This window comes from Desulfobacterales bacterium, from assembly GCA_034520365.1.
Classification (GTDB): domain Bacteria; phylum Desulfobacterota; class Desulfobacteria; order Desulfobacterales; family Desulfosalsimonadaceae; genus M55B175.
This window is the reverse complement of record JAXHNP010000006.1, coordinates 148,377-166,790: the sequence shown is the minus strand read 5'-3', so window position 1 is coordinate 166,790 and position 18,414 is coordinate 148,377. Positions and strand designations below refer to the sequence as shown.

Genomic DNA, 18,414 nt, shown 5'->3' with positions numbered 1-18,414 from the left:
TATGACAGAGCCTATTTCCCCCATCTGTCAAGATTTTGCAGAAACGTTTCAGCCCTGCGGATGTTTTGCTCAAGCTCCGGGTCGCCGGGTTTTAAAGTATCGTGATCGACCTCGACCTTTTCGGCCCCGGTATAGTCCGATACCGCATTGCGGCTACGGAATATCTCGGCGCGCTCGATCCCTCGTGCAATGATGCGGGGCACCGCCCCCGGCGCATCTATTCCGGCTTGTCTCAGTATGCCTTCTCTTTCGCATGCCGGATTTGAACTGCAAATATAAACATATAAAGGGCGTCCCTTATTCTAAACAACTATGCCGAAACGATCTTGACCGTTTAGCTGTTTTGCATCGAGGACTCCTCAGACGATCTGAGTGGGTGTATGTTTAACGGCCCTTGGCGAGACCATGGGAGATCTTGTCGGGATTAATGAAGAAATGAACGAGGATGCTGACAACGCTGATGAGAATGGCCCCGAAAACTGCCGCGAGGAAATTATCGACTTGGAAGTTAATGCTGCTGAAGTGCTTAGCTATCCAGGAAGTCAGGAACAGCAAGCCGGAATTAATTACGATGCTGAACAGTCCGAACGTGAGGATCGTGAAGGGAAGCGCTATTAGGCTGATCGCCGGCTTCAAGAAGGCGTTGAGTAACCCGAGGATGGCGGCCACGATTAACGTACTCTGCCAACCAACAAGATGAATCCCACCGACCAGCTTTGCCGCCACCCAGATGCCCAGGGCGAGAAGCAGCCACCGGATGACGTAGGATAGGATTCTCTCAGCAGAACTCGGTCCAAACATGATTTATGCCCCCTTTTTTCACCACTTGGCGAGTGCTTTGATTAATTTTTACAGCGTGTAATGAATTTTAGAAATCATGAAAATATAATACCATTTCTATTTTATACTTTCAACAGATTTTATATTATATTTTATTATTTAATAACCGCGGCAGGTCCAAACCATAGAAAAGCGTCGCGATCCTGATCGTCACGGAATATCTCGGCGCGCCCGATCCCTCGTGCAATGATGCGGGGCACCGCCCCCGGCGCATCTATTCCGGCTTGTCTCGGAACGTATTCTCTTTCGCTTGCCGGACTTGAACTGCAAATATAAATATATAAAGGGCGTCCCAATAAATCCAGTTGACTTGAGCCGCTGGCCTGTTTTATTCTTTATACATTACCTTTTCTTCCACTTCTTCCGCGCACGCGCAAGTTCCCGGCTACGGCATGAGGAGCGTGTGCGTTTTCAACTGAAACAAGGCGTTTGGTTTTCCAAATCTGGCGGCATACAAGGAGGCACGGGCATGAAGCGGCTGTTTTATGTACTTTTTCTTTCTTTTCTGATTGGATCCCTGGCAGCGCTCTCTTCCGCCGGGGCGGCGGCAGACCCGGAGATTGAGGCAAATGGTTCACCCACGGCCAAGGCGGCAGAGCCATATCAACCGGAGAGCCGGGCACTTGCGCTTCCGGGCGGTACTCAGGCGAATACGATTCTGGCTCAGCCGGATGCCTCGGATTTTCCGGAAATTGTCGTTTCGGTAACGGTTTTCGGCCCGGACGGCCAGCCGGTGGAGGGCCTCGGGCCGTTGGATTTCATGGTGACCGAGCAGTCCGATGAGGAAACATCTGCAACCGAGCAGATCCTCACCTGCTTTGAAGAGGTCTCCGGCAGCGCCGCAGCAGATACGGGGATCGACTTTGCCCTGGTAATCGACGTAAGCTATAGCATGAAGGGAGATGCGCTGGAGCGGGCCAAGGCTGGCGTTATTGAATTCGTGGAAAGCACCTCGGAGGGGGACCGGGCGGCCCTCATCACCTTTTCCAGCGAGGTGGTGGAGGAGGTTCCCCTGCAGCCGATTGCGACTGACATGGACGGAGACGGCCAGAAGGATATTGTGGAGGCCATCTCGGCGCTCGGCGAAAGAAGAATGACACGGGTCTACGATGGAACCGTCCGGGGCGTCGAAGCCCTGGACGGCCTGGACAGCCCGCGGGCCGTGGTCGTATTCACTGACGGCAGGTCAAACCGCGACCGTTATAACAGTATAAACAACGCAATTGCCAAGGCCAATGCCGCCGGCACGCCGCTCTATATGATCGGCGCCGGAACAGCCCATAGCAGGAGTAACCTTCAGCAGATGGCTGCGGACACGAACGGCCGATACTACGAGAATCCAGCGAGTTCGGATATGGGCGCCGTCTACGAGGAAATCGCCCGTGATCTGGGAGTGGGCGGCACGTACTATCTTCTCTGCTATATGACCCACAACCCGGTCTTTGACGGCACCACCCGCATAGTGGACGTGAGCGCTGACGGATCGGCGGGAACGGGGAGCTATACCGTTGGCTACGCGCCCCGGATCACACTGGATGCGGCAACCCTTGAGCTGAACCGTTCAAGCCAGATGCCCGGCACAGCCCTTTCCATTTCCGGTACCATTACGGACCTGGACGCCCGGAGCCTTAGCCAGGCAATCAGCGGAAACCTCTATTACAGGGGCCTCGGCGCAGGCTCCTATACCCGCCTGGAGCTTTCCGTGACCGGCAATGCAGACGGCACCTTCGCCTTTACTGCTGTGATACCGGAAGAGGCGGTGGTCGAGCCGGGACTTGAATATTATCTTTCCGCAACGGACGGCGTCCACGCGGTCTTCTCGCCGGTGGACTACCAGAGCTCTCCGTACACCATTCAGGTTGGTGAAAACGAGCTTCCCCGAATCGACCATACCCCTGTGACCGCTGCTCCAGCCGGGTCCCCGGTTCCGATCACCGCCATGATATCGGATCCGGACGGAACCCTTGCCGGCGCAAACCTCTATTATCGCCCCACTCAGGCTTCCGGCGGCGGCTACACCATGGTGCCCATGGCCGATTCCGGCGGCGGCAGCTACACCGCCGAGATTCCGGCCGGGGATGTGTCTGTGCCGGGCGTTGCCTATTACCTTGCGGCTGAAGACAATCTGGGGGGAAGATCCGAAAGCGGCTCTGCAGAAGATCCGCATATAATATCCGTCAGCGCGGCGAACCAGCCGCCGGTTGCGGATGCGGGGGAGGATGCGACAGCCTACACCGGGGATGAAGTCGTGCTGGATGCCAGCGGTTCATCGGATCCGGATTCCGGTGGTTCGCTCTCCTTTTCCTGGCAGCAAGAAAGCGGCCCTTCAGTTGCGCTCTCCGGTGCGGATACGGCCCGCGCCTCCTTTGTTGCCCCGGAGGTGGACTCCGAGGCGACGGCTCTTGCGTTTTCGGTCACGGTGACCGATCCCCGCGGGGCCTCGGCCGAAGATACGGTCCGCATTCTGGTGAGCCCGCGCGTGCCCGCAGCGGCCTTTACCTGGTCGCCGGAGACGCCACTGGCGGGCGAGGAGATTCAGTTCACGGATACGTCCTCTTCCCCCAACGGCGCCATCACCGCGCGGGAGTGGGATTTTGCAGGAGAGGCGTTCAGTGCCGAGGCTTCGCCTGTATACACGTTTTCCGAGTCCGGGGCCTATTCCGTAACGCTTGTCGTCACGGATGCCGCCGGGCTGAACGACAGCGTCTCCCACATCATCAATGTGGAGCCGAGCGGTGAATGTCCCGACGGAGACTGCGGCTCAGGAGGCTGCTTTATCAATGCGGCAGGCATAGGCGGCAAAGCCTCTGCGGGGCTGGGGACGATTTTTCTGCTTGCCCTCCTGTTTCTTGTTCCGGGAGTTTTTTGCATGTGCAGAATCGCATCCGCTGCGGCCCACAGGGTGGGCTCTGCAGGCAGAGGCCGACGGAAGCGGATGCGGATCGGGTTGACCGGGGTTTTCATTGCGATCCTGATCGGGCTATTGAGTGCCGGAGCGGCGGATGCCCAGGTCCTTGCCAAATCTTTTCATTTGAGTCCCATGGTCACGGGCTACATGTTTGATGACGGGCAGGACATCGACGAAGGGCTTTTGGGAAGGGTCGCTATTGGATATAATTTTACGGAGCGATTCGGGTTTGAGTTGTCGCTGGATGCGAGCCTTGGGGCGCTTGACTACAACTACCGGGACCCGGTCACCTGTTTATGCGAGGTCGAGGACGTGGATGCAGTGCTTGCCCGTGCTGACCTGCTCTATCATTTTCAGCCCGATAAGAAGCTGGTTCCATACCTTGCCGCCGGAGGCGGCGGCATGCAGCTCGATTACGAAACCTTTGATGATGAGGAGCTGTTTTTGCTCAACTACGGCGGTGGCCTGAAATATTTTGTCTCGGACAGGGTCATGCTCCGGGGCGACGTTCGGCATTTTTTTGTACCGGAAGACTCCTACAACAACATGGCGGTGAGCATAGGCCTGACCTTCCAGCTGGGCGGAACCCCTGAAAAGCAGGTTGAGGAGCCGCCTCCGGCGCCTGCGCCTGCCGCTGAAGAGGAAGCGGAGGAGAAAGCGGAAGAAGAGCCGGCCCCGGAAGAGATTGAAAAAAAGCCGGCGCCTGCCGTGCCGCCGGTGCGGATGCCCAAGATGGTCGTCCGGTTTGCGTTCGATGAGACGGAAATCCGGTCCATGTATGAGGATGTCCTGACCCGGGCCGCCTTGTTCATGAAGGATCACCTCGATACCGAGGTGATCATCGAAGGACACACCGACAGCGTCGGACCTGAAGAATACAATATCGAGCTGGGCAGGCGCCGGGCTGAGAGCGTGAAGCGGTATTTGACCGAAACGATGTTGATTGAGGAATCGCGGATATCTCTCCGCACGTATGGGGAGACACGCCCGGTCGCCACAAATGATACGCCCGAGGGCCGGCAGAAAAACCGGCGGGCGGTGATTATCCAGCTCGAGGAGGAGGCCGCGGAGTAGGGAGGAAGCCTGGATATCAGGCTTCCGGGCCCGTGCGGGCCCGGGGTCGGACCAAGTTAACTTACTAAAATCATATAAAATAACTTCTAAATCAAGGCCCATTTTTGGCCTAAAGCTCACTTTTTGGCTGAAAAAAGGGATTTTCTCGGATTTGGCAGTTATGAAAAGTTTCAGACAGCGCATGAAAATTGGGTGGCAGGTGGTAAGGAATCAGAATATATGAGCCAACCCCAATACCCCCATTATAATTTCGGGAAATCACCTTTCTGGGCGAAGTCCACTTCTGCCACCGGAAATCCCCGTCAATGAAAAATCATAAGATGTTCCAAGTAAATCGGTGTCCATGGCCTGCTCGCGCTCCAGGTCATCCAGGTACTTCAGAAACAGCATCCACGGCAGCCTGGGCGCATTCGGCGGATTTGTAATTTCCCCGGCTATGAGGCTGTTTGTGGCCATCTCCCCCACAGCCGGCTACAGCAAAGGCTTTGTGGTCTTTACCATACTCACCATTGCCGCCCTGGCCCTTTCATACGTGCTTTACCGCTATCCCCCGGCAGAGGGCGGAGCCCTGTAAATAGAAGCAAATCAGTGAAAGAAAGTCCACGGTCAGGGTCTGTCAATATCATCAAGGGTCCGCTTGAGCATAACATAGAGCCCGGGAGTCACTATGATTGACTTTTGATGCCTGAACACATATTATTGATTTGTACACATTGAACACAAGAGGTGTTTTTATGGAAGGAAAAACAAGCACCGTCCGGCTCCCTGAGGATCACGACCGCCGCCTGAAAATGCTGGCCGCTGCCACTAAACGCAGCCGCAGCTACTTTATCCGCGAGGCTGTAAAACGCACCATCGACGACATGGAAGACGCATACCTGGCCGAAACCGCATACGAGGAATTCATCACAAGCGGGGCGGATTCTGTTTCGCTCGATGAGCTGGAGCGCCGGCTTGACCTGGAAGATTGAGTTTGCCCCTCAGGCGGAAAAAGATTTAAAAAAGCTGGACAGGGCTGAGGCCAAAAGAATTATTGCCTTTCTCCGGGAGCGGGTCGCCCCTGCCCCCAAGGCTGTTGGCGGCCGGCTTAAAGGGCAGCTGCGGGAATACCGGCGATACCGGGTGGGCGATTACCGCGTATTGGCGGTGATCAAAAATGAGCGACTGCTGGTGCTCGTGGTCCGCGTCGGCCACAGGAAAAACGTGTATTCATAAAATCCCGTTCTTTGCCTCGGGGCTGTTGTTGAAGAATACCCCGATTACCCCAAAGGCCCATGTATCCTGGTTTTACAGCAGGAGCAATGGAGATTTAAAATCAGCAACAAAATATGGACGTATTTACGAACTCCGCCCGGTGGCCCATTGATAGCAAATCCGCATTAAACACAGCGGCGGCCTTTAGCATTTATGCATATGATGCATATTTCTTGGAATGTGCGGGCAGTCTAAAATGCCCGTTACCACGCTGGTGATGGCCACCGTTATGTAATGAAGGAATTAACCAAATGAACCCGATCGTATCAACCGTAATTCTTTTGATTTTTAGTAATGTTTTTATGACATTCGCATGGTATGCGCATCTCAAAGAACTTAATAATAAGCTTTGGATTATCGCGGCATTTGTCAGTTGGGGGATTGCCCTATTTGAGTATTTATTACAGGTTCCGGCTAATCGGATTGGATATACAGTTCTATCAGTCGGACAACTAAAGATAATCCAGGAAGTGATCACTCTAAGTGTATTTGTACCATTCTCAATATTCTATATGAAAGAGCCATTAAAACTTGATTATTTATGGGCAGGGCTTTGTCTGGTTGGGGCAGTTTTTTTCATGTTTCGAAGCAAATTTGCATAACCGTCAAATTCAGGGACGCAAAGGGCCGCACCGCTGATTTAAACGTTGTCCTAATCAGATCAAAAATCCCGCTTGACACCTGATACGTATCGGGTTACACTTATAGAACATGATCCAAAAATTCAAACATAAAGGCCTCAAGCGATTATTCGAATCCGGGATTTCGAGCGGTGTGGACCCCCAACATGTAACCCGGATCCGGAAGATCCTCGCGCTGCTCGAAACGGCTGAAAATCTTGAAGATATGGATTTGCCAGGCCTGGACCTCCACCAGCTCAAGGGAAATCGTAAAGGAACCTGGGCGGTCAATGTCAGTGGGAACTGGCGAATTACATTCAAGATTCAAAGTGGTGATGCCTTTGATGTAAATTATGAAGATTATCATTAGGAGGGAAAATGAATATGTATAATCCGCCTCATCCTGGCGAAATTATAAGAGAATTTTGTGTGGAAGCAATTAATATCAATGTCACGGAAGCGGCAAGAGCACTTGGCGTTACCAGAAAAACTTTATCAGCATTATTAAATGGAAGAGCGGGAATTAGTCCTGAAATGGCATTGAGATTATCAAAAGTATTTGGCAGGTCACCTGAAGGTTGGCTCAAGCTTCAACTTCAATATGATCTCTGGAAAACAAAGCAGTCCATTGATACTAGCAATTTAAAGCGTATTGAGGCAGCTTGAGTTCATTTATCGAATAACAAGTCAGGGGACAGGGACGCCCTTTATATTTTTATATTCAATAAACGCGGCAGGTCCAAACCATAGAAAAGCGCCGCGATCCTGATCATCACGGAATATCTCGGCGGGCTCGATCCCTCGTGCAATGATGCGGGGCACCGCCCCAGGCGCATCTATTCCGACTTGTCTCAGTATGCCTTCTCTTTCGTATGCCGGATTTGAACTGCAAATATAAAATATAAAGGGCGTCCCCTTTCTCTCCCGAACAAAAACCAGGATTTTTTGTCAAGATCTGGGTTACTGCACGTCGATGATCGAACGGCTGAGAACCTTGCGCCCCGGGATGTCGAGCAGTCGGAATTCGTACTGCCCCGGTTCCTCCGGCAGAGTGAAGGTCAGCGGAGGCCCGTCGGAAGCAGACTGGACTTCAATCCAGGTGAATTTTGCCTGGTCGGTTTGTGCCAGCGCGATCCTCAGGTCTCCACTTTCGGTATCCGCCGACCAGTTAACTTCGATCGTATCACCGGCTGCCGCCGTTTCCGTGACATCGAGCGATCCTCCGGTATCGAGAGCGGCTGTCTCGTCGACCACTTCCACACTATGACGGGCCAGAGTGCGCCGGCCTTCATCCAGGACATAACGGACTTCGTAGAGCCCCGTCTGTTCAGGGGCTTCAAGGTCGATCTCGCTGTTGTTTCCGACCCGCTTATGGTTGCCGAGTTCGTCGTCATCCGCGCCCATGGGCACGATGGCGATGAAATCGCTGCGGTGCGGTGGCTTGCCTCTCCAACTGACCCTGAGCTCCGATCCTGCGCGGGCCTTGTCCGGTCCGCTGAGTTCGATCCCGGGTTCGGTGATCTCGATTTCGGTGGAAGCGAGGGGCTTGCGGCCTTCGTCGAGGACGTAGCGGACCTCGTAGAGGCCGGGCTCGCTGGGGGCCCGCAGTTCGGTTTCGTTGTTGTTGCGGACCCGCTTATGGTTGCCGAGTTCGTCGTCATCCGCGCCCATGGGCACGATGGCGACGAAATCACTGTGGTGTATGGTGCCGACCCAGCTGACGGGGAAGGAGGAGCCGGTGGTGGTGCTTTCGGGGGCGCTGACCTCGACTTCCGGCTCGGTGATCTCGATTTCGGTGGAAGCGAGGGGCTTGCGGCCTTCGTCGAGGACGTAGCGGACCTCGTAGAGGCCGGGCTCGCTGGGGGCCCGCAGTTCGGTTTCGTTGTTGTTGCGGACCCGCTTATGGTTGCCGAGTTCGTCGTCATCCGCACCCATGGGCACGATGGCGATGAAATCGCTGCGGTGTATGGCGCCGGCCCAGCTGACGGGGAAGGAGGAGCCGGTGGTGGCGCTTTCGGGGGCGTTGACCTCGACTTCGGGTTCGGTGATCTCGATTTCGGTCGCGGCAAGGGCCTTGCGACCCTCGTCGAGGACATAGCGGACCTCGTAGAGGCCGGGCTCGCTGGGGGCCCGCAGTTCGGTTTCGTTGTTGTTGCGGACCCGCTTATAGTTGCCGAGTTCGTCGTCATCCGCGCCCATGGGCACGATGGCGACGAAATCACTGTGGTGTATGGTGCCGACCCAGCTGACGGGGAAGGAGGCGCCGGTGGCAGCGCTTTCTGGGGCGCTGACCTCGACTTCGGGTTCCGGTTCCGGTTCCGGCTCGGCTACGGCTGTGCCCACCTCGCTCAAGGCCGTGCGGAGCTCCGCGGCATCTCCGGCCGGCAGGAAGCGACCGCCCGTGCGTTCGGCGATGCAGGCTACGGCTTCCTGTTCTTCGTCCTTCAAGTCGAAGCCGACGACGTGCGCCGTGAAGTCCACCCCCATGCGCTCCAGGTCGTCGGCCAGGGCGCAGGGGTCGCGCTGGCAGGTTTCAATGCCGTCGGTGATCACGATCACGGTAGCCGGATTGTCGCGGTAGGCCAGGGTTTCGGCGGCCTGTTCGATGGAAGCGGTCAGCGGCGTCTTGCCGCGGGGTGTGATGTTCTCAATCGTCGAAAAGAAATGTTCCCGGTCGAAGGGGCCGGGTTCGATCAGGGTTTCGATGTCCTCGCAGTCTCCCTCGCGGCGGTGTCCATAGGCCATCAGGCCGATATTGGTACCTTCGGTCCAGTCGCCGATCAGGCTATGCATGGCTTCCCGGGCAATCTCAATTTTTGCGGTGCCTTCAATCTGTCCCCACATGGAATTGGAGCCGTCGAACACCACCATGACATCCTCGGCAGCTAAAGCCGGTGCTGCGATCAGAAAGAATACGGTTGCAGCAAGCAGTATTTTGCGCATTTTGATTTTCCCCCTACTTTTCCAGTGCCTTTGGGCGGCACAGAGGGATGCAGTGATAAAGTGATAAGAAATCGCTTTTTCAGCGATTGGCCCGAAGGGCGAAGAGATCCTGTTTCCCCCCATACTTCCCAACCAGAATTCATCCTTGATTATCAGGTAATACCCCCATGATTATGCTGTCAAGAAAAATCTGGTGAGTTTTTGCGTAATTTTCAAAAGACCGTCGCAGGTGGCTGCAGTGGCTTTATAAAGCAAAGAAGCGGTATGGACTGGTGATTTTAAATTATGCTGTTACATCCAATCACATACATCTAGTTGCCGATGAGGTGGGATACCCGCCTACCGCATAACATCGACGTTGTGTGTCACAAAAATGTTTCTCCTTCTATTTACTTTGGTATCATTATTGATATTATACTGATATGACAAAAATCGATGACCTGCTTGAAAAGATACGGCAGAATCCCAAAGATGTTCGTTATTCTGACTTGTACAAAATCTGCGACCATTTTTTTGGCCAACCCCGACAGAAAAAAAGCAGCCATCGAATTTACAAAACCCCCTGGGAGGTTGATCCATGCGTAAATATTCAAAACTCGAAAGGAAAGGCCAAAACATATCCGGTTAAACAGGTTCTTTTGGCTATTGAAAAACTGGAGGTCAATCATGGCACAAAAAAATGATAAATATACATACAGGGTTACATGGTCTGAGGAGGATAATGAATATATTGGACTGTCCAAAAAAATTACTTGAAAGTGCTTGAGGTATGATATATTATCATACTTGGAGGTGATAAATATGGCAGCTTCAAAAATTGCAATTACAATTGACGACAAGATTTTAAAACGGCTTGATCTTCTCGTGAAGTCGAAATTGTTTCCAAGTCGCAGCAATGCTATTCAGCAAGCAGTTAATGAAAAACTGAATCGAATTGACAAAAGCCGGCTTGCCCAGGAGTGCGCCAAGCTTGACCCGGAATTCGAACAATCTTTAGCTGAGGAAGGATTCTCATCGGAGCTGGAAGAATGGCCAGAATATTGAGAGGAGATATCCGCTGGGCAGATTTAAATCCAGTTATAGGAAGTGAACAGGGCGGTTTTCGCCCTGTTCTTGTTTTAAGCCACGATGTGTTTAATGAGAGATCTGGAACGGTCATTGCCGTTGCAATTACCAGCCAGCCGCAAAGAGCTGGCTACCCATTGACCTTGGAGCTCGAGACGACGGGGCTTCCAAAAAAATCCTGGGTAAAGATCAGTCAGATTCGACTTCTTTCCAAAAAGCGAATTGGCAACAAAATAACAAAAGCATCTGACGAAGAGCTGGTTCTCATTATCGATGGTCTAAATGAAATAATTGGTGGTTAACCTGTCACTGTTGCGGACTCGTTTCACTCGCCGCAAAGCTCCGCCATTATAGACTAAAAAATAACACCGGAGGAAATATGGATATTATCAGCTTGTTAATATTTTTAGCGGTTGGTGCGCTGGTCGGGTGGCTTGCCGGCATGATCGTGAAGGGAAAAGGACTTGGTGTCATAGGAAATACTATCGTAGGAATTGTTGGCGCTATAGTGGGTGGCTTTGTATTCGGCATGCTCGGCATAACAACAGGCGGATTTTTAGGCTCTGTCATTATGGCCACTATTGGCGCTGTTATTTTGTTATCTATAATTGGGATTATTAAGAAGGCATAGCTATCGAGGGACGCCCTTTATATAAAGGGCGCCCCATTCTTTCCCGAATGTCAAATTGACAAATAAGCGGCATTTTGTCATAGGATTAAACATTCATATGCAGGTTCTGATTTTCTTTTCAATTTTTTAATTCTCTGACCGGCTGGGAAAGCAATGCTGCATCCCGATGATATTGAAAAAATAAAGCGGTTTTTCTCGGAACAGAGCACTATTGCTGCGGCTTATGTTTTCGGCTCTGTTGCAACCGGCAAAGCCAGAAAGAAAAGCGATATCGACCTTGCCGTCATGATCAGAGGGCATATGGCGGCGATGGGACGGGTTGAAATGGAGACCGCTCTTTCAAATCTTTTAGGCCGGGACGTGGATCTTGTCATTTTCCATCAATGCTCGCCCCTTTTGCAGCATCAAATCCTTGCCCATGGCCGTATGATCTATGAGGCCAACCCGAAAGAACGGGTCCGCCAGGAGGTGTTTGCCAGAAAGGCTTATTTTGACAGCGCTTTTTTGTATAAAAAGCTGCAGAGGAAACCCGTGCATGGTTGACGATGAACTGATTTCCAGAAAGCTTTCCCGCATCCAGAGTTATGTGGATGAGCTAAGAGCTGCCACAGATATAACCTGGGAGAAATTCAGCGCTGATACAAGAGCCCGGGCCTTTGTCGAGCGGTATCTGCATCTTGCCATAGAGGAGATCACAGATCCAAACCATAGAAAAGCGTCGCGATCCTGATCGTCACGGAATATCTCGGCGCGCTCGATCCCTCGTGCAATGATGCGGGGCACCACCCCAGGCGCATCTATTTCGGCTTGTCTCAGTATGCCTTCTCTTTCGCATGCCGGATTTGAACTGCAAATATAAAGATATAAAGGGCGTCCCCCATTCTTTTTCCAAACCCCCTGTTTCTGATCATAATCCCATTTACTATTGACATTCCGGCCTTATTCATGTGTATATGATTATATTCACATGGTTATTCGATAAAAATCCGCCCGCTTGCATTACACCCCACACCCAAAAACAGCGGAAAGGCCAGTGCATGTTTCAAAAAATTTTTCCCGGCAGACCGATTCCCAAGTTCCCAAAACAAAAGCGGATTCCCATAAAAAACCCGCAAAGTCTATATACAGCCAATTCGGCAGCGATAACCACCTGGAGCAGCGGATGATTACCCATCTGCGCAAGAGGCACAAAGTCAGAAACCGAAACACAGGCTACGTCAGGTTTCCAAACAGGTCGCTGTACTAAAAGTATGGCCTGTATAAAGTGCCGACATCAGCTGGATGGACGAAGGTGCATGCCTTGCGGTGAAGAACATCGGAAAGCCGTGTGTGGGAAAACCGCAAGCACGGTTTGATGAGGGGAGGCTGATGGACGATCAGCCCGGTAGACACTTAGTAGCCGCGTGCGGCGAGGCGTCAATAAAAGTCCAGGCCACTGATCTGATATCAGCTTCCTACTCTACCCAGATTTCGTCCCCCGCGTGTCCCCCGAATTCATAACCGAAGCTAAGAAAGCTGTGAGGGAACACCTCAAATGAGGGTTCAAGTCCTTGATGAGGCAACGGCTGATTTAGTAGACGGATTTCGTTTCTATGAACAACAGGCCGACGGCCTTGGCGACTATTTCCTCGATTCACTGTGGTCTGATATTCAATCATTGCTACTTTCCGGGGGATCCATGAATTCCACAATGGATATATCGACTAACTTCTTAACGGTTCCCTTATGCAGTGTATTACCGCATTGAGGATGGTGTTGCGCGCGTCCGAGCTGTTCTCGACTGCCGTCGGAATCCAAAATGGATATCGGAACGACTTGATTGATAAAAGAACGTTATTCACTATTCAGGAGCAGAGATGCAATGGCTGCCATGTGTAAGGAGTCAGAATATATGACCTAAAAACAGCATAAAATTTTCGAATTAAATTGACAATCTATATCGGATTATCAGAATAATTGAGTCTCTTTGGAGGCTTTTTTTATGAACAAAAAAGGGCGGCGAGTGTGGCTGCACTCAAACCGCCCGAAAACAAGAGCCTGATAAGGCTCACAACACATATCTCATGATAATCTATGTGGCTGTCACACTCAAGGAAATTTTTCGTCTCGGAGGCAATTATTCCTGGCAATGTCCGGGTAAATGCCCCCGATGCCATTGTTATAAAGTCTGGGGGCATGGTTACCGGGACGCCTTCTTTGAGGGCTATAACGACCCGATCCCATTAAAGCGCTGGCGCTGTCCCCAATGCGGCTGCCTCATCTGCTGCCGGCCCAAAGACTATTTCAGCCGTTTTCAAACCCCGATTCAAAAGATCCGCTCCGGTATAGCCCATCGCTTGCGATGCGGCCGGTGGCCCTCCGGATTTGTCCGCTCGCGGGCCGGCCATTGGCTGAGAGCTTTAAAAAAGCAAGTTGCTGCCCGGCTGGGCCATACCTGGCAGGTCGGTTTGCTGGCGGCATTTGATTATTTTATCTGCCAGGGGATCATCCCGGTCAGCCGGTCCATTTAATTTGCTAAGCGATTCAGTGGGTTGCCAACCTACCCAAGAGTGTCGTTTTAAAGTCCTCCAGGCCGTTGTATGAGCAAAATAACCGTCGACGGCTTCTAAAAACCACAGACATAGGAGGATTTTAAATGACAGAAGACAAAAAAAAAGAGGTGGCTGCCTTCCGGCTTGGGGTCATCGCCGAGTTTGTAAACGGCCCAGAGCCGGATTACGGGGAGAAAGAGCGGCTGCTGCAGGAGAAGAGCGCCCGCAAGTGGAACATCCCGTATTCGGAAAAGACCCGGATCTGCCGAAGCACCATTCTTCGGTGGATTGCCAATTACAAAGACGGCAATCAAAAACTTGAAGCCCTTTATCCAAAAGATAGAAATGACAGGGGCAAAAGCCGGAGCCTGGACGAGGATACCAGCCTGGCACTGATCAACCTGCGCCATGAACTGCCCCGCACCCCCGCTGTCAAGCTTATCACGGAAATGAAAAACCGGAACCTGGTCACGCCGGGCATCAGCTTGAAACTCGCCTCGGTTTACCGGTTTTTGCATCAGCATGACCTTATGGCAAAGCCCGGCAAAAAGCCCGAAGACCGGCGCAAGTATGAGGCGGAGCTGCCCAATGATCTATGGCAGGCTGATGTGATGCATGGGCCCAAAGTCGAGTTTGAGGGCAGATGGAAAAAAACATATCTTATCGCCCTTATTGATGACCACAGCCGCTTGATCCCGTATGCCCGGTTTTATTGGTCAGAAAAGCTTTCCTGTTGGCTGGATGCGTTGGAGAAGGCTCTATCCAAACGGGGGCTGCCCAGAAAGATATACGTGGATAACGGGGCGGCTTTTAGAAGTAAGCATTTTGAGGCGACCATGGCCTCCCTGGGCATTGTCCTTATTCACTCCAGACCCTACAAGCCCCAGGGCAGAGGAAAAATCGAGAGGTGGTTTAAGACCGTGCGCTCCTCGTTTTTGGCCGACTATCACGCCGCGAGCCTGGATCAGCTCAACTGCGATCTCAATTTTTGGATAGATCAGCACTATCATCAGAGAATCCACAGCGCCACCAGCCAGACGCCCTTTGCCCGGTTTGCCGCCCATAGCGAATGCTTAAGATGCGCCCCGGCCGATTTACATGATCATTTTCGTAAAACCGTCCGGCGCCGGGTGAACAAGGATCGTAGCATCACCATAGACGGCCGGCTGTTTGAAGTGCCGGTAGGGCTTATCGGCAAACAGGTGGAGCTGCGGTATCACCCGGAGATGCCGGATACCGTGGAGATCTTTGTTAATCAGCAGTCCCATGGCTTTGTCCGGCCGGTGGATTTACATGTCAACTGCCGGGTCAAACGGGATAAAAATAACAATGCCCAGCTGACAAGCGATGAGCCACCCTACACGGGCGGGCGGCTTAAGTTTACAGGAGGCAGTGATGAAGGCTAATTATCGCACCTTCTTTGGACTAACAAAAGAGCCGTTCGGCGCTGATATTCCGGTTGCGGAAATTATGCAGACTGAGGCGCTTGTCGGTGCTTGCGACCGGTTTGAATACGCCGTGCGCTTAGGCGCTATGGCGGTAGTTACCGGCGAGATTGGTTCGGGTAAATCAACAGCGCTGCGATATGCCGTCTCAAAGCTGCACCCTTCCGAGTACCGATGGTTTTATGTCACCGCTACATCCGGTTCCATACTGGAGTTGTATCGCCAATTGATGGGCCTGCTGGGAACCGAGACAGCGAGCAACTCCCGGGCAATCATGCTGGGGCGCATCAAAAAGGAAATCCGCCGCTTGGTGACGGACAAGAAAATGAAGGTGGTGTTAATCATAGATGAGGCCTCGCTATTGCGCCTGGAGGTTTTTACCGAGCTCCATGCCCTGCTGCAATTTGAGCAAGACGCCAAGCCCTGGCTGCCGGTTATTTTGGCCGGCCAGGCCAGCCTGATCGATAAGCTCATGTATCGCTCCTCTGGCCCGCTGGCCTCCCGGGTGGTGGGCAGAAGTCATCTGGAAGGAATTGACCGGGAAGGCATGGAGGCCTATATCCGCCATCATCTGCATATTGCCGGCGCGGAAACGAACTTTTATGACGCAGCCGCTGTTACCGCCATCCATCAGGGCGCCGGGGGGCTTTACCGAAAAGCCAATCATCTGGCCCGAGGGGCGCTGATTGCCGCGGCTTCTGAGCAATCCCTGACAGTTACAGCCGAGCATGTGCGTTTGGCGGCAACAGAGATATTTTAACAGGTTCGGTGAAACGGAGCCGGGCCATCCTGGGGAGGAACCCGGCAAGGGATAGCCGAATGTGGAAGACGGTTCACATCGTCAGGGGGACCCCTTCGGTCCCCCGCCACATCTCTGTGAACCGGATCCACCCATGCCTTAAAAACCCATAAAATCGATTGAGTGAAACGAATCCTTTTGAATACGGAGGAAAGTAAATGTACGATATAGAAGATGAATGGGAATACGGCGAAAAAAGGGCTCAGGTCCAGGCCATGCTCGAAGAGCTTGTACTGGATGCGATTATTGAGGCTTTAACGAAAATTAAACAAAGAAATGAATGGATGAATCAGACGCCTGAGAGAACCAAAGATGAGATGAAATTTTAACCCAAAACTTGTAGCCGGGGATATTTTATGCCAAGCTGAAATATCCCCGGTTTAAAATAATCCGGAAATTTATCCACTTGTCCAATATAATCAAAAAATAAAAGTCTGTTTAAAAAGAAAACTAACACCATGTGTTGGAAAAAGAATCTTTACATATATGTCGAATCTTGTTATACGCTTTGATGTTAGTGTTTACTCCTATTCGTTTATAAGGCAATGAGTTGCCATGGTTTCCTTGAAAACGCCTAAATCCAGGCTCCGCATAAAGAAATATTCCTCGTATTATTAACTGTTTTAAAAATTTTGAGGATAAGTGCAAATGGCCAAAAGAAAAATTTTTTACAGTTTTCATTTTGCTAATGATGTATTTCGTGTCCAACAAATCCGGAATATTGGTTCACTTGAGGAGAACAAACCTGTATCGGAAAACAAGTGGGAAGAAATAAAACAAAAGGGTAATCCCGCTATAGAGAAATGGATTGACGAAAATATGGCCGGACGATCTTGTGTCGTTGTATTAATCGGCGAACAAACTTCAAAAAGGAAATGGGTGAAGCATGAAATAAAAAAAGCCTGGAAAGATGGCCGCGGTCTTTTGGGGGTTTATATCCACAATTTAAAAGATCCGAAAACTGGTAAGTGCAATAAAGGGGACAATCCCTTTAACCAGTTCACTTTCAAGGATAAGAACGGGAAGGTAAAAACCATTCCTTGTAAGAATCCATCGCCAAATGACGCATATAACGATATAAAGAAAAATCTCGCTGACTGGATCGAGGAAGCCATTGAAAATAATAGATAGTTTTGTTATTTACAGTTCAGCGTCGTATCATCGGATTAACCCGATCATCTGAGGAGTCAAGCCGTGAAAACAAGCGCTAAATTTGCCTTAGGAAGTTGCATATTGCTGCTCATTATCATAGCGGCACTTCTTGTCCCTTCTTTTTTCAATAATTCAACAACGCCAAAAACGCCAAATCTTACGACTGTTCGGGTGGCAGTAACTCCCTATCAGGACACAACGCTCATGCTGTATGGAAAGGAGAAAGGTTATTTTAAAGAAGTTGGTATTGATCTGCAGGTCCGAGATTCCACTTGGAATGAACAGATCGAGTTTACAGCAGGAAAAGGCTGCGATATTGCGATGGCTACTATTGATGAAATCGTCGCCAAATCAAGAAGTCTAAACAAAGTGGGCAAAAGAGTGCTATATTTTTTACCGGCGTGGCTTTTTGAAGGTACGATTTTCGCTTGCCGCGACGATATGCTTACCTATAAAGAAGTCCAGCAAAAATATGGAGAAGAGGGAGCAAAAGCAAAATTCCTGGCACAATTAAAAGACAAGATTATCGCCGTTCCCGAGGGTGGGGTTTACGAGCAGGCAATTCATAAATTTATTGAATCTGCCGGCTTGAATGTTGATGATTTTCAATTCGTAAATTCTCAATTGGAAGTTGGCATCAATGGACTCAGAGATGAAGACGTCGGGATAGCTGCCGCCGGCATTGTTGAAAGGCCCGAAGCCCTGCGACGCGGCTATAAGATTGCATTGGATTCGATCGATTTAAATATAGTCGTTATAACCGGTTTTATCTGCAATGCGGAGTTTTATAATCAGCATACTGATGCTGTCGAGAAATACGCCAAAGGATGGTATAAATCGGTTACCGAAGCGCTTAAGCACCCCAAAGAAAACTACAAAATCGTCAAAACCTATATAGATGAAAGAGGTGGCAAACCACCATCTTTCGAAGATTTCAAAACCGCTCTGAGTTTCCAGAAAATTGCTAAATCTCCCGAAGAAGCAAAGAAAATGTTTTTAGATAAGGATTCCCCGATGTATTGGGAAATGGCTTGGGATGCGGCGGTTCATAATTTAATTTCAACTGGTAAGCGTGATCGAGTTCCTTCATCGAAAAAAGATTTTATCGGCGAAATCGTTTTAAACCAGATTATTCAAAATCATTAACGCGGA

The 18,414-nt window shown here is 51.1% G+C and carries 21 protein-coding genes; 18 read left to right on the top strand and 3 right to left on the bottom strand.

The features are described 5' to 3' along the window. Positions 1-11: 11 nt before the first annotated feature. Complete coding sequence (locus U5L07_08675; protein ID MDZ7831809.1) at positions 12-203, bottom strand: hypothetical protein; 192 nt, start codon at positions 201-203, stop codon at positions 12-14. A gap of 181 nt (positions 204-384) precedes the next feature. Then, positions 385-801 (bottom strand): phage holin family protein, encoded by a 417-nt coding sequence (locus U5L07_08670; protein MDZ7831808.1) that lies wholly within the window; start codon positions 799-801, stop codon positions 385-387. A 508-nt stretch (positions 802-1,309) separates the two neighbouring features. Here U5L07_08670 and U5L07_08665 point away from each other — a divergent pair. The 7 genes from U5L07_08665 (at position 1,310) to U5L07_08635 (ending at position 7,362) form a co-directional block, all read left to right on the top strand. Then, the gene (locus U5L07_08665; protein ID MDZ7831807.1) at positions 1,310-4,822 is read left to right on the top strand and encodes an OmpA family protein; all 3,513 of its coding nucleotides are present in this window, start codon (positions 1,310-1,312) and stop codon (positions 4,820-4,822) included. Between the two features lie 343 nt (positions 4,823-5,165). Further along, positions 5,166-5,396 carry a hypothetical protein gene (locus U5L07_08660; protein MDZ7831806.1) on the top strand — a complete coding sequence of 77 codons (231 nt, stop codon included), beginning with the start codon at positions 5,166-5,168 and terminating at the stop codon, positions 5,394-5,396. A 160-nt stretch (positions 5,397-5,556) separates the two neighbouring features. Then, the gene (locus tag U5L07_08655; GenBank protein MDZ7831805.1) at positions 5,557-5,793 is read left to right on the top strand and encodes a DUF6290 family protein; all 237 of its coding nucleotides are present in this window, start codon (positions 5,557-5,559) and stop codon (positions 5,791-5,793) included. Then, positions 5,777-6,037: a type II toxin-antitoxin system RelE/ParE family toxin gene (locus U5L07_08650; protein MDZ7831804.1), complete on the top strand. Its 261-nt coding sequence runs from the start codon at positions 5,777-5,779 to the stop codon at positions 6,035-6,037. The genes U5L07_08655 and U5L07_08650 overlap by 17 nt, the downstream gene beginning before the upstream one ends. Positions 6,038-6,327: 290 nt before the next feature. Next, complete coding sequence (locus U5L07_08645; protein MDZ7831803.1) at positions 6,328-6,678, top strand: DMT family protein; 351 nt, start codon at positions 6,328-6,330, stop codon at positions 6,676-6,678. A gap of 109 nt (positions 6,679-6,787) precedes the next feature. After that, on the top strand, positions 6,788-7,066 hold the full coding sequence (locus tag U5L07_08640) for a type II toxin-antitoxin system RelE/ParE family toxin (protein MDZ7831802.1): 279 nt from the start codon (positions 6,788-6,790) through the stop codon (positions 7,064-7,066). Positions 7,067-7,074: 8 nt separating this feature from the next. After that, the gene (locus U5L07_08635) at positions 7,075-7,362 is read left to right on the top strand and encodes a HigA family addiction module antitoxin (protein MDZ7831801.1); all 288 of its coding nucleotides are present in this window, start codon (positions 7,075-7,077) and stop codon (positions 7,360-7,362) included. A gap of 294 nt (positions 7,363-7,656) precedes the next feature. On the opposite strand, the gene U5L07_08630 is transcribed toward U5L07_08635, so the two are convergent. After that, positions 7,657-9,639, bottom strand: a complete 1,983-nt coding sequence (locus U5L07_08630) for a VWA domain-containing protein (protein ID MDZ7831800.1) — start codon at positions 9,637-9,639, stop codon at positions 7,657-7,659. Positions 9,640-10,440: 801 nt separating this feature from the next. Here U5L07_08630 and U5L07_08625 point away from each other — a divergent pair. From U5L07_08625 to U5L07_08575, 11 genes are all read left to right on the top strand, one after another. Next, entirely contained in the window at positions 10,441-10,683 is a 243-nt protein-coding gene (locus tag U5L07_08625) for a ribbon-helix-helix domain-containing protein (protein MDZ7831799.1), read from the top strand. Beyond that, positions 10,668-11,006, top strand: a complete 339-nt coding sequence (locus U5L07_08620) for a type II toxin-antitoxin system PemK/MazF family toxin (GenBank protein ID MDZ7831798.1) — start codon at positions 10,668-10,670, stop codon at positions 11,004-11,006. Before U5L07_08625 ends, U5L07_08620 begins: the two co-directional genes overlap by 16 nt. A gap of 77 nt (positions 11,007-11,083) precedes the next feature. After that, the gene (locus U5L07_08615) at positions 11,084-11,335 is read left to right on the top strand and encodes a GlsB/YeaQ/YmgE family stress response membrane protein (protein ID MDZ7831797.1); all 252 of its coding nucleotides are present in this window, start codon (positions 11,084-11,086) and stop codon (positions 11,333-11,335) included. Between the two features lie 153 nt (positions 11,336-11,488). After that, positions 11,489-11,878, top strand: coding sequence for a nucleotidyltransferase domain-containing protein (locus U5L07_08610; protein MDZ7831796.1), 390 nt, complete (start codon positions 11,489-11,491; stop codon positions 11,876-11,878). After that, positions 11,871-12,065, top strand: a complete 195-nt coding sequence (locus tag U5L07_08605) for a hypothetical protein (GenBank protein ID MDZ7831795.1) — start codon at positions 11,871-11,873, stop codon at positions 12,063-12,065. The genes U5L07_08610 and U5L07_08605 overlap by 8 nt, the downstream gene beginning before the upstream one ends. A gap of 1,333 nt (positions 12,066-13,398) precedes the next feature. Further along, positions 13,399-13,845 (top strand): hypothetical protein, encoded by a 447-nt coding sequence (locus U5L07_08600; GenBank protein ID MDZ7831794.1) that lies wholly within the window; start codon positions 13,399-13,401, stop codon positions 13,843-13,845. Between the two features lie 125 nt (positions 13,846-13,970). Further along, positions 13,971-15,272, top strand: coding sequence for a DDE-type integrase/transposase/recombinase (locus U5L07_08595; GenBank protein MDZ7831793.1), 1,302 nt, complete (start codon positions 13,971-13,973; stop codon positions 15,270-15,272). Next, a complete protein-coding gene (locus tag U5L07_08590; GenBank protein ID MDZ7831792.1) occupies positions 15,262-16,071 on the top strand; it encodes an AAA family ATPase in 810 nt (269 codons plus the stop codon). The genes U5L07_08595 and U5L07_08590 overlap by 11 nt, the downstream gene beginning before the upstream one ends. A gap of 197 nt (positions 16,072-16,268) precedes the next feature. Then, positions 16,269-16,439, top strand: coding sequence for a hypothetical protein (locus tag U5L07_08585; GenBank protein ID MDZ7831791.1), 171 nt, complete (start codon positions 16,269-16,271; stop codon positions 16,437-16,439). Positions 16,440-16,758: 319 nt separating this feature from the next. After that, positions 16,759-17,241 carry a TIR domain-containing protein gene (locus U5L07_08580; protein ID MDZ7831790.1) on the top strand — a complete coding sequence of 161 codons (483 nt, stop codon included), beginning with the start codon at positions 16,759-16,761 and terminating at the stop codon, positions 17,239-17,241. 63 nt (positions 17,242-17,304) lie between these two features. After that, a complete protein-coding gene (locus U5L07_08575; protein MDZ7831789.1) occupies positions 17,305-18,408 on the top strand; it encodes an ABC transporter substrate-binding protein in 1,104 nt (367 codons plus the stop codon). The last annotated feature ends 6 nt before the right edge of the window (positions 18,409-18,414 follow it).

Excerpts from the sequence above, each read along its gene's own strand:
- U5L07_08670 (MDZ7831808.1), bottom strand. The coding sequence starts at position 801 with ATGTTTGGACCGAGTTCTGCTGAGAGAATCCTATCCTACGTCATCCGG.
- U5L07_08665 (MDZ7831807.1), top strand. The coding sequence starts at position 1,310 with ATGAAGCGGCTGTTTTATGTACTTTTTCTTTCTTTTCTGATTGGATCC.
- U5L07_08660 (MDZ7831806.1), top strand. The coding sequence starts at position 5,166 with ATGGCCTGCTCGCGCTCCAGGTCATCCAGGTACTTCAGAAACAGCATC.
- U5L07_08655 (MDZ7831805.1), top strand. The coding sequence starts at position 5,557 with ATGGAAGGAAAAACAAGCACCGTCCGGCTCCCTGAGGATCACGACCGC.
- U5L07_08645 (MDZ7831803.1), top strand. The coding sequence starts at position 6,328 with ATGAACCCGATCGTATCAACCGTAATTCTTTTGATTTTTAGTAATGTT.
- U5L07_08640 (MDZ7831802.1), top strand. The coding sequence starts at position 6,788 with ATGATCCAAAAATTCAAACATAAAGGCCTCAAGCGATTATTCGAATCC.
- U5L07_08635 (MDZ7831801.1), top strand. The coding sequence starts at position 7,075 with ATGAATATGTATAATCCGCCTCATCCTGGCGAAATTATAAGAGAATTT.
- U5L07_08630 (MDZ7831800.1), bottom strand. The coding sequence starts at position 9,639 with ATGCGCAAAATACTGCTTGCTGCAACCGTATTCTTTCTGATCGCAGCA.
- U5L07_08625 (MDZ7831799.1), top strand. The coding sequence starts at position 10,441 with ATGGCAGCTTCAAAAATTGCAATTACAATTGACGACAAGATTTTAAAA.
- U5L07_08620 (MDZ7831798.1), top strand. The coding sequence starts at position 10,668 with ATGGCCAGAATATTGAGAGGAGATATCCGCTGGGCAGATTTAAATCCA.
- U5L07_08615 (MDZ7831797.1), top strand. The coding sequence starts at position 11,084 with ATGGATATTATCAGCTTGTTAATATTTTTAGCGGTTGGTGCGCTGGTC.
- U5L07_08610 (MDZ7831796.1), top strand. The coding sequence starts at position 11,489 with ATGCTGCATCCCGATGATATTGAAAAAATAAAGCGGTTTTTCTCGGAA.
- U5L07_08605 (MDZ7831795.1), top strand. The coding sequence starts at position 11,871 with ATGGTTGACGATGAACTGATTTCCAGAAAGCTTTCCCGCATCCAGAGT.
- U5L07_08600 (MDZ7831794.1), top strand. The coding sequence starts at position 13,399 with ATGATAATCTATGTGGCTGTCACACTCAAGGAAATTTTTCGTCTCGGA.
- U5L07_08595 (MDZ7831793.1), top strand. The coding sequence starts at position 13,971 with ATGACAGAAGACAAAAAAAAAGAGGTGGCTGCCTTCCGGCTTGGGGTC.
- U5L07_08590 (MDZ7831792.1), top strand. The coding sequence starts at position 15,262 with ATGAAGGCTAATTATCGCACCTTCTTTGGACTAACAAAAGAGCCGTTC.
- U5L07_08585 (MDZ7831791.1), top strand. The coding sequence starts at position 16,269 with ATGTACGATATAGAAGATGAATGGGAATACGGCGAAAAAAGGGCTCAG.
- U5L07_08580 (MDZ7831790.1), top strand. The coding sequence starts at position 16,759 with ATGGCCAAAAGAAAAATTTTTTACAGTTTTCATTTTGCTAATGATGTA.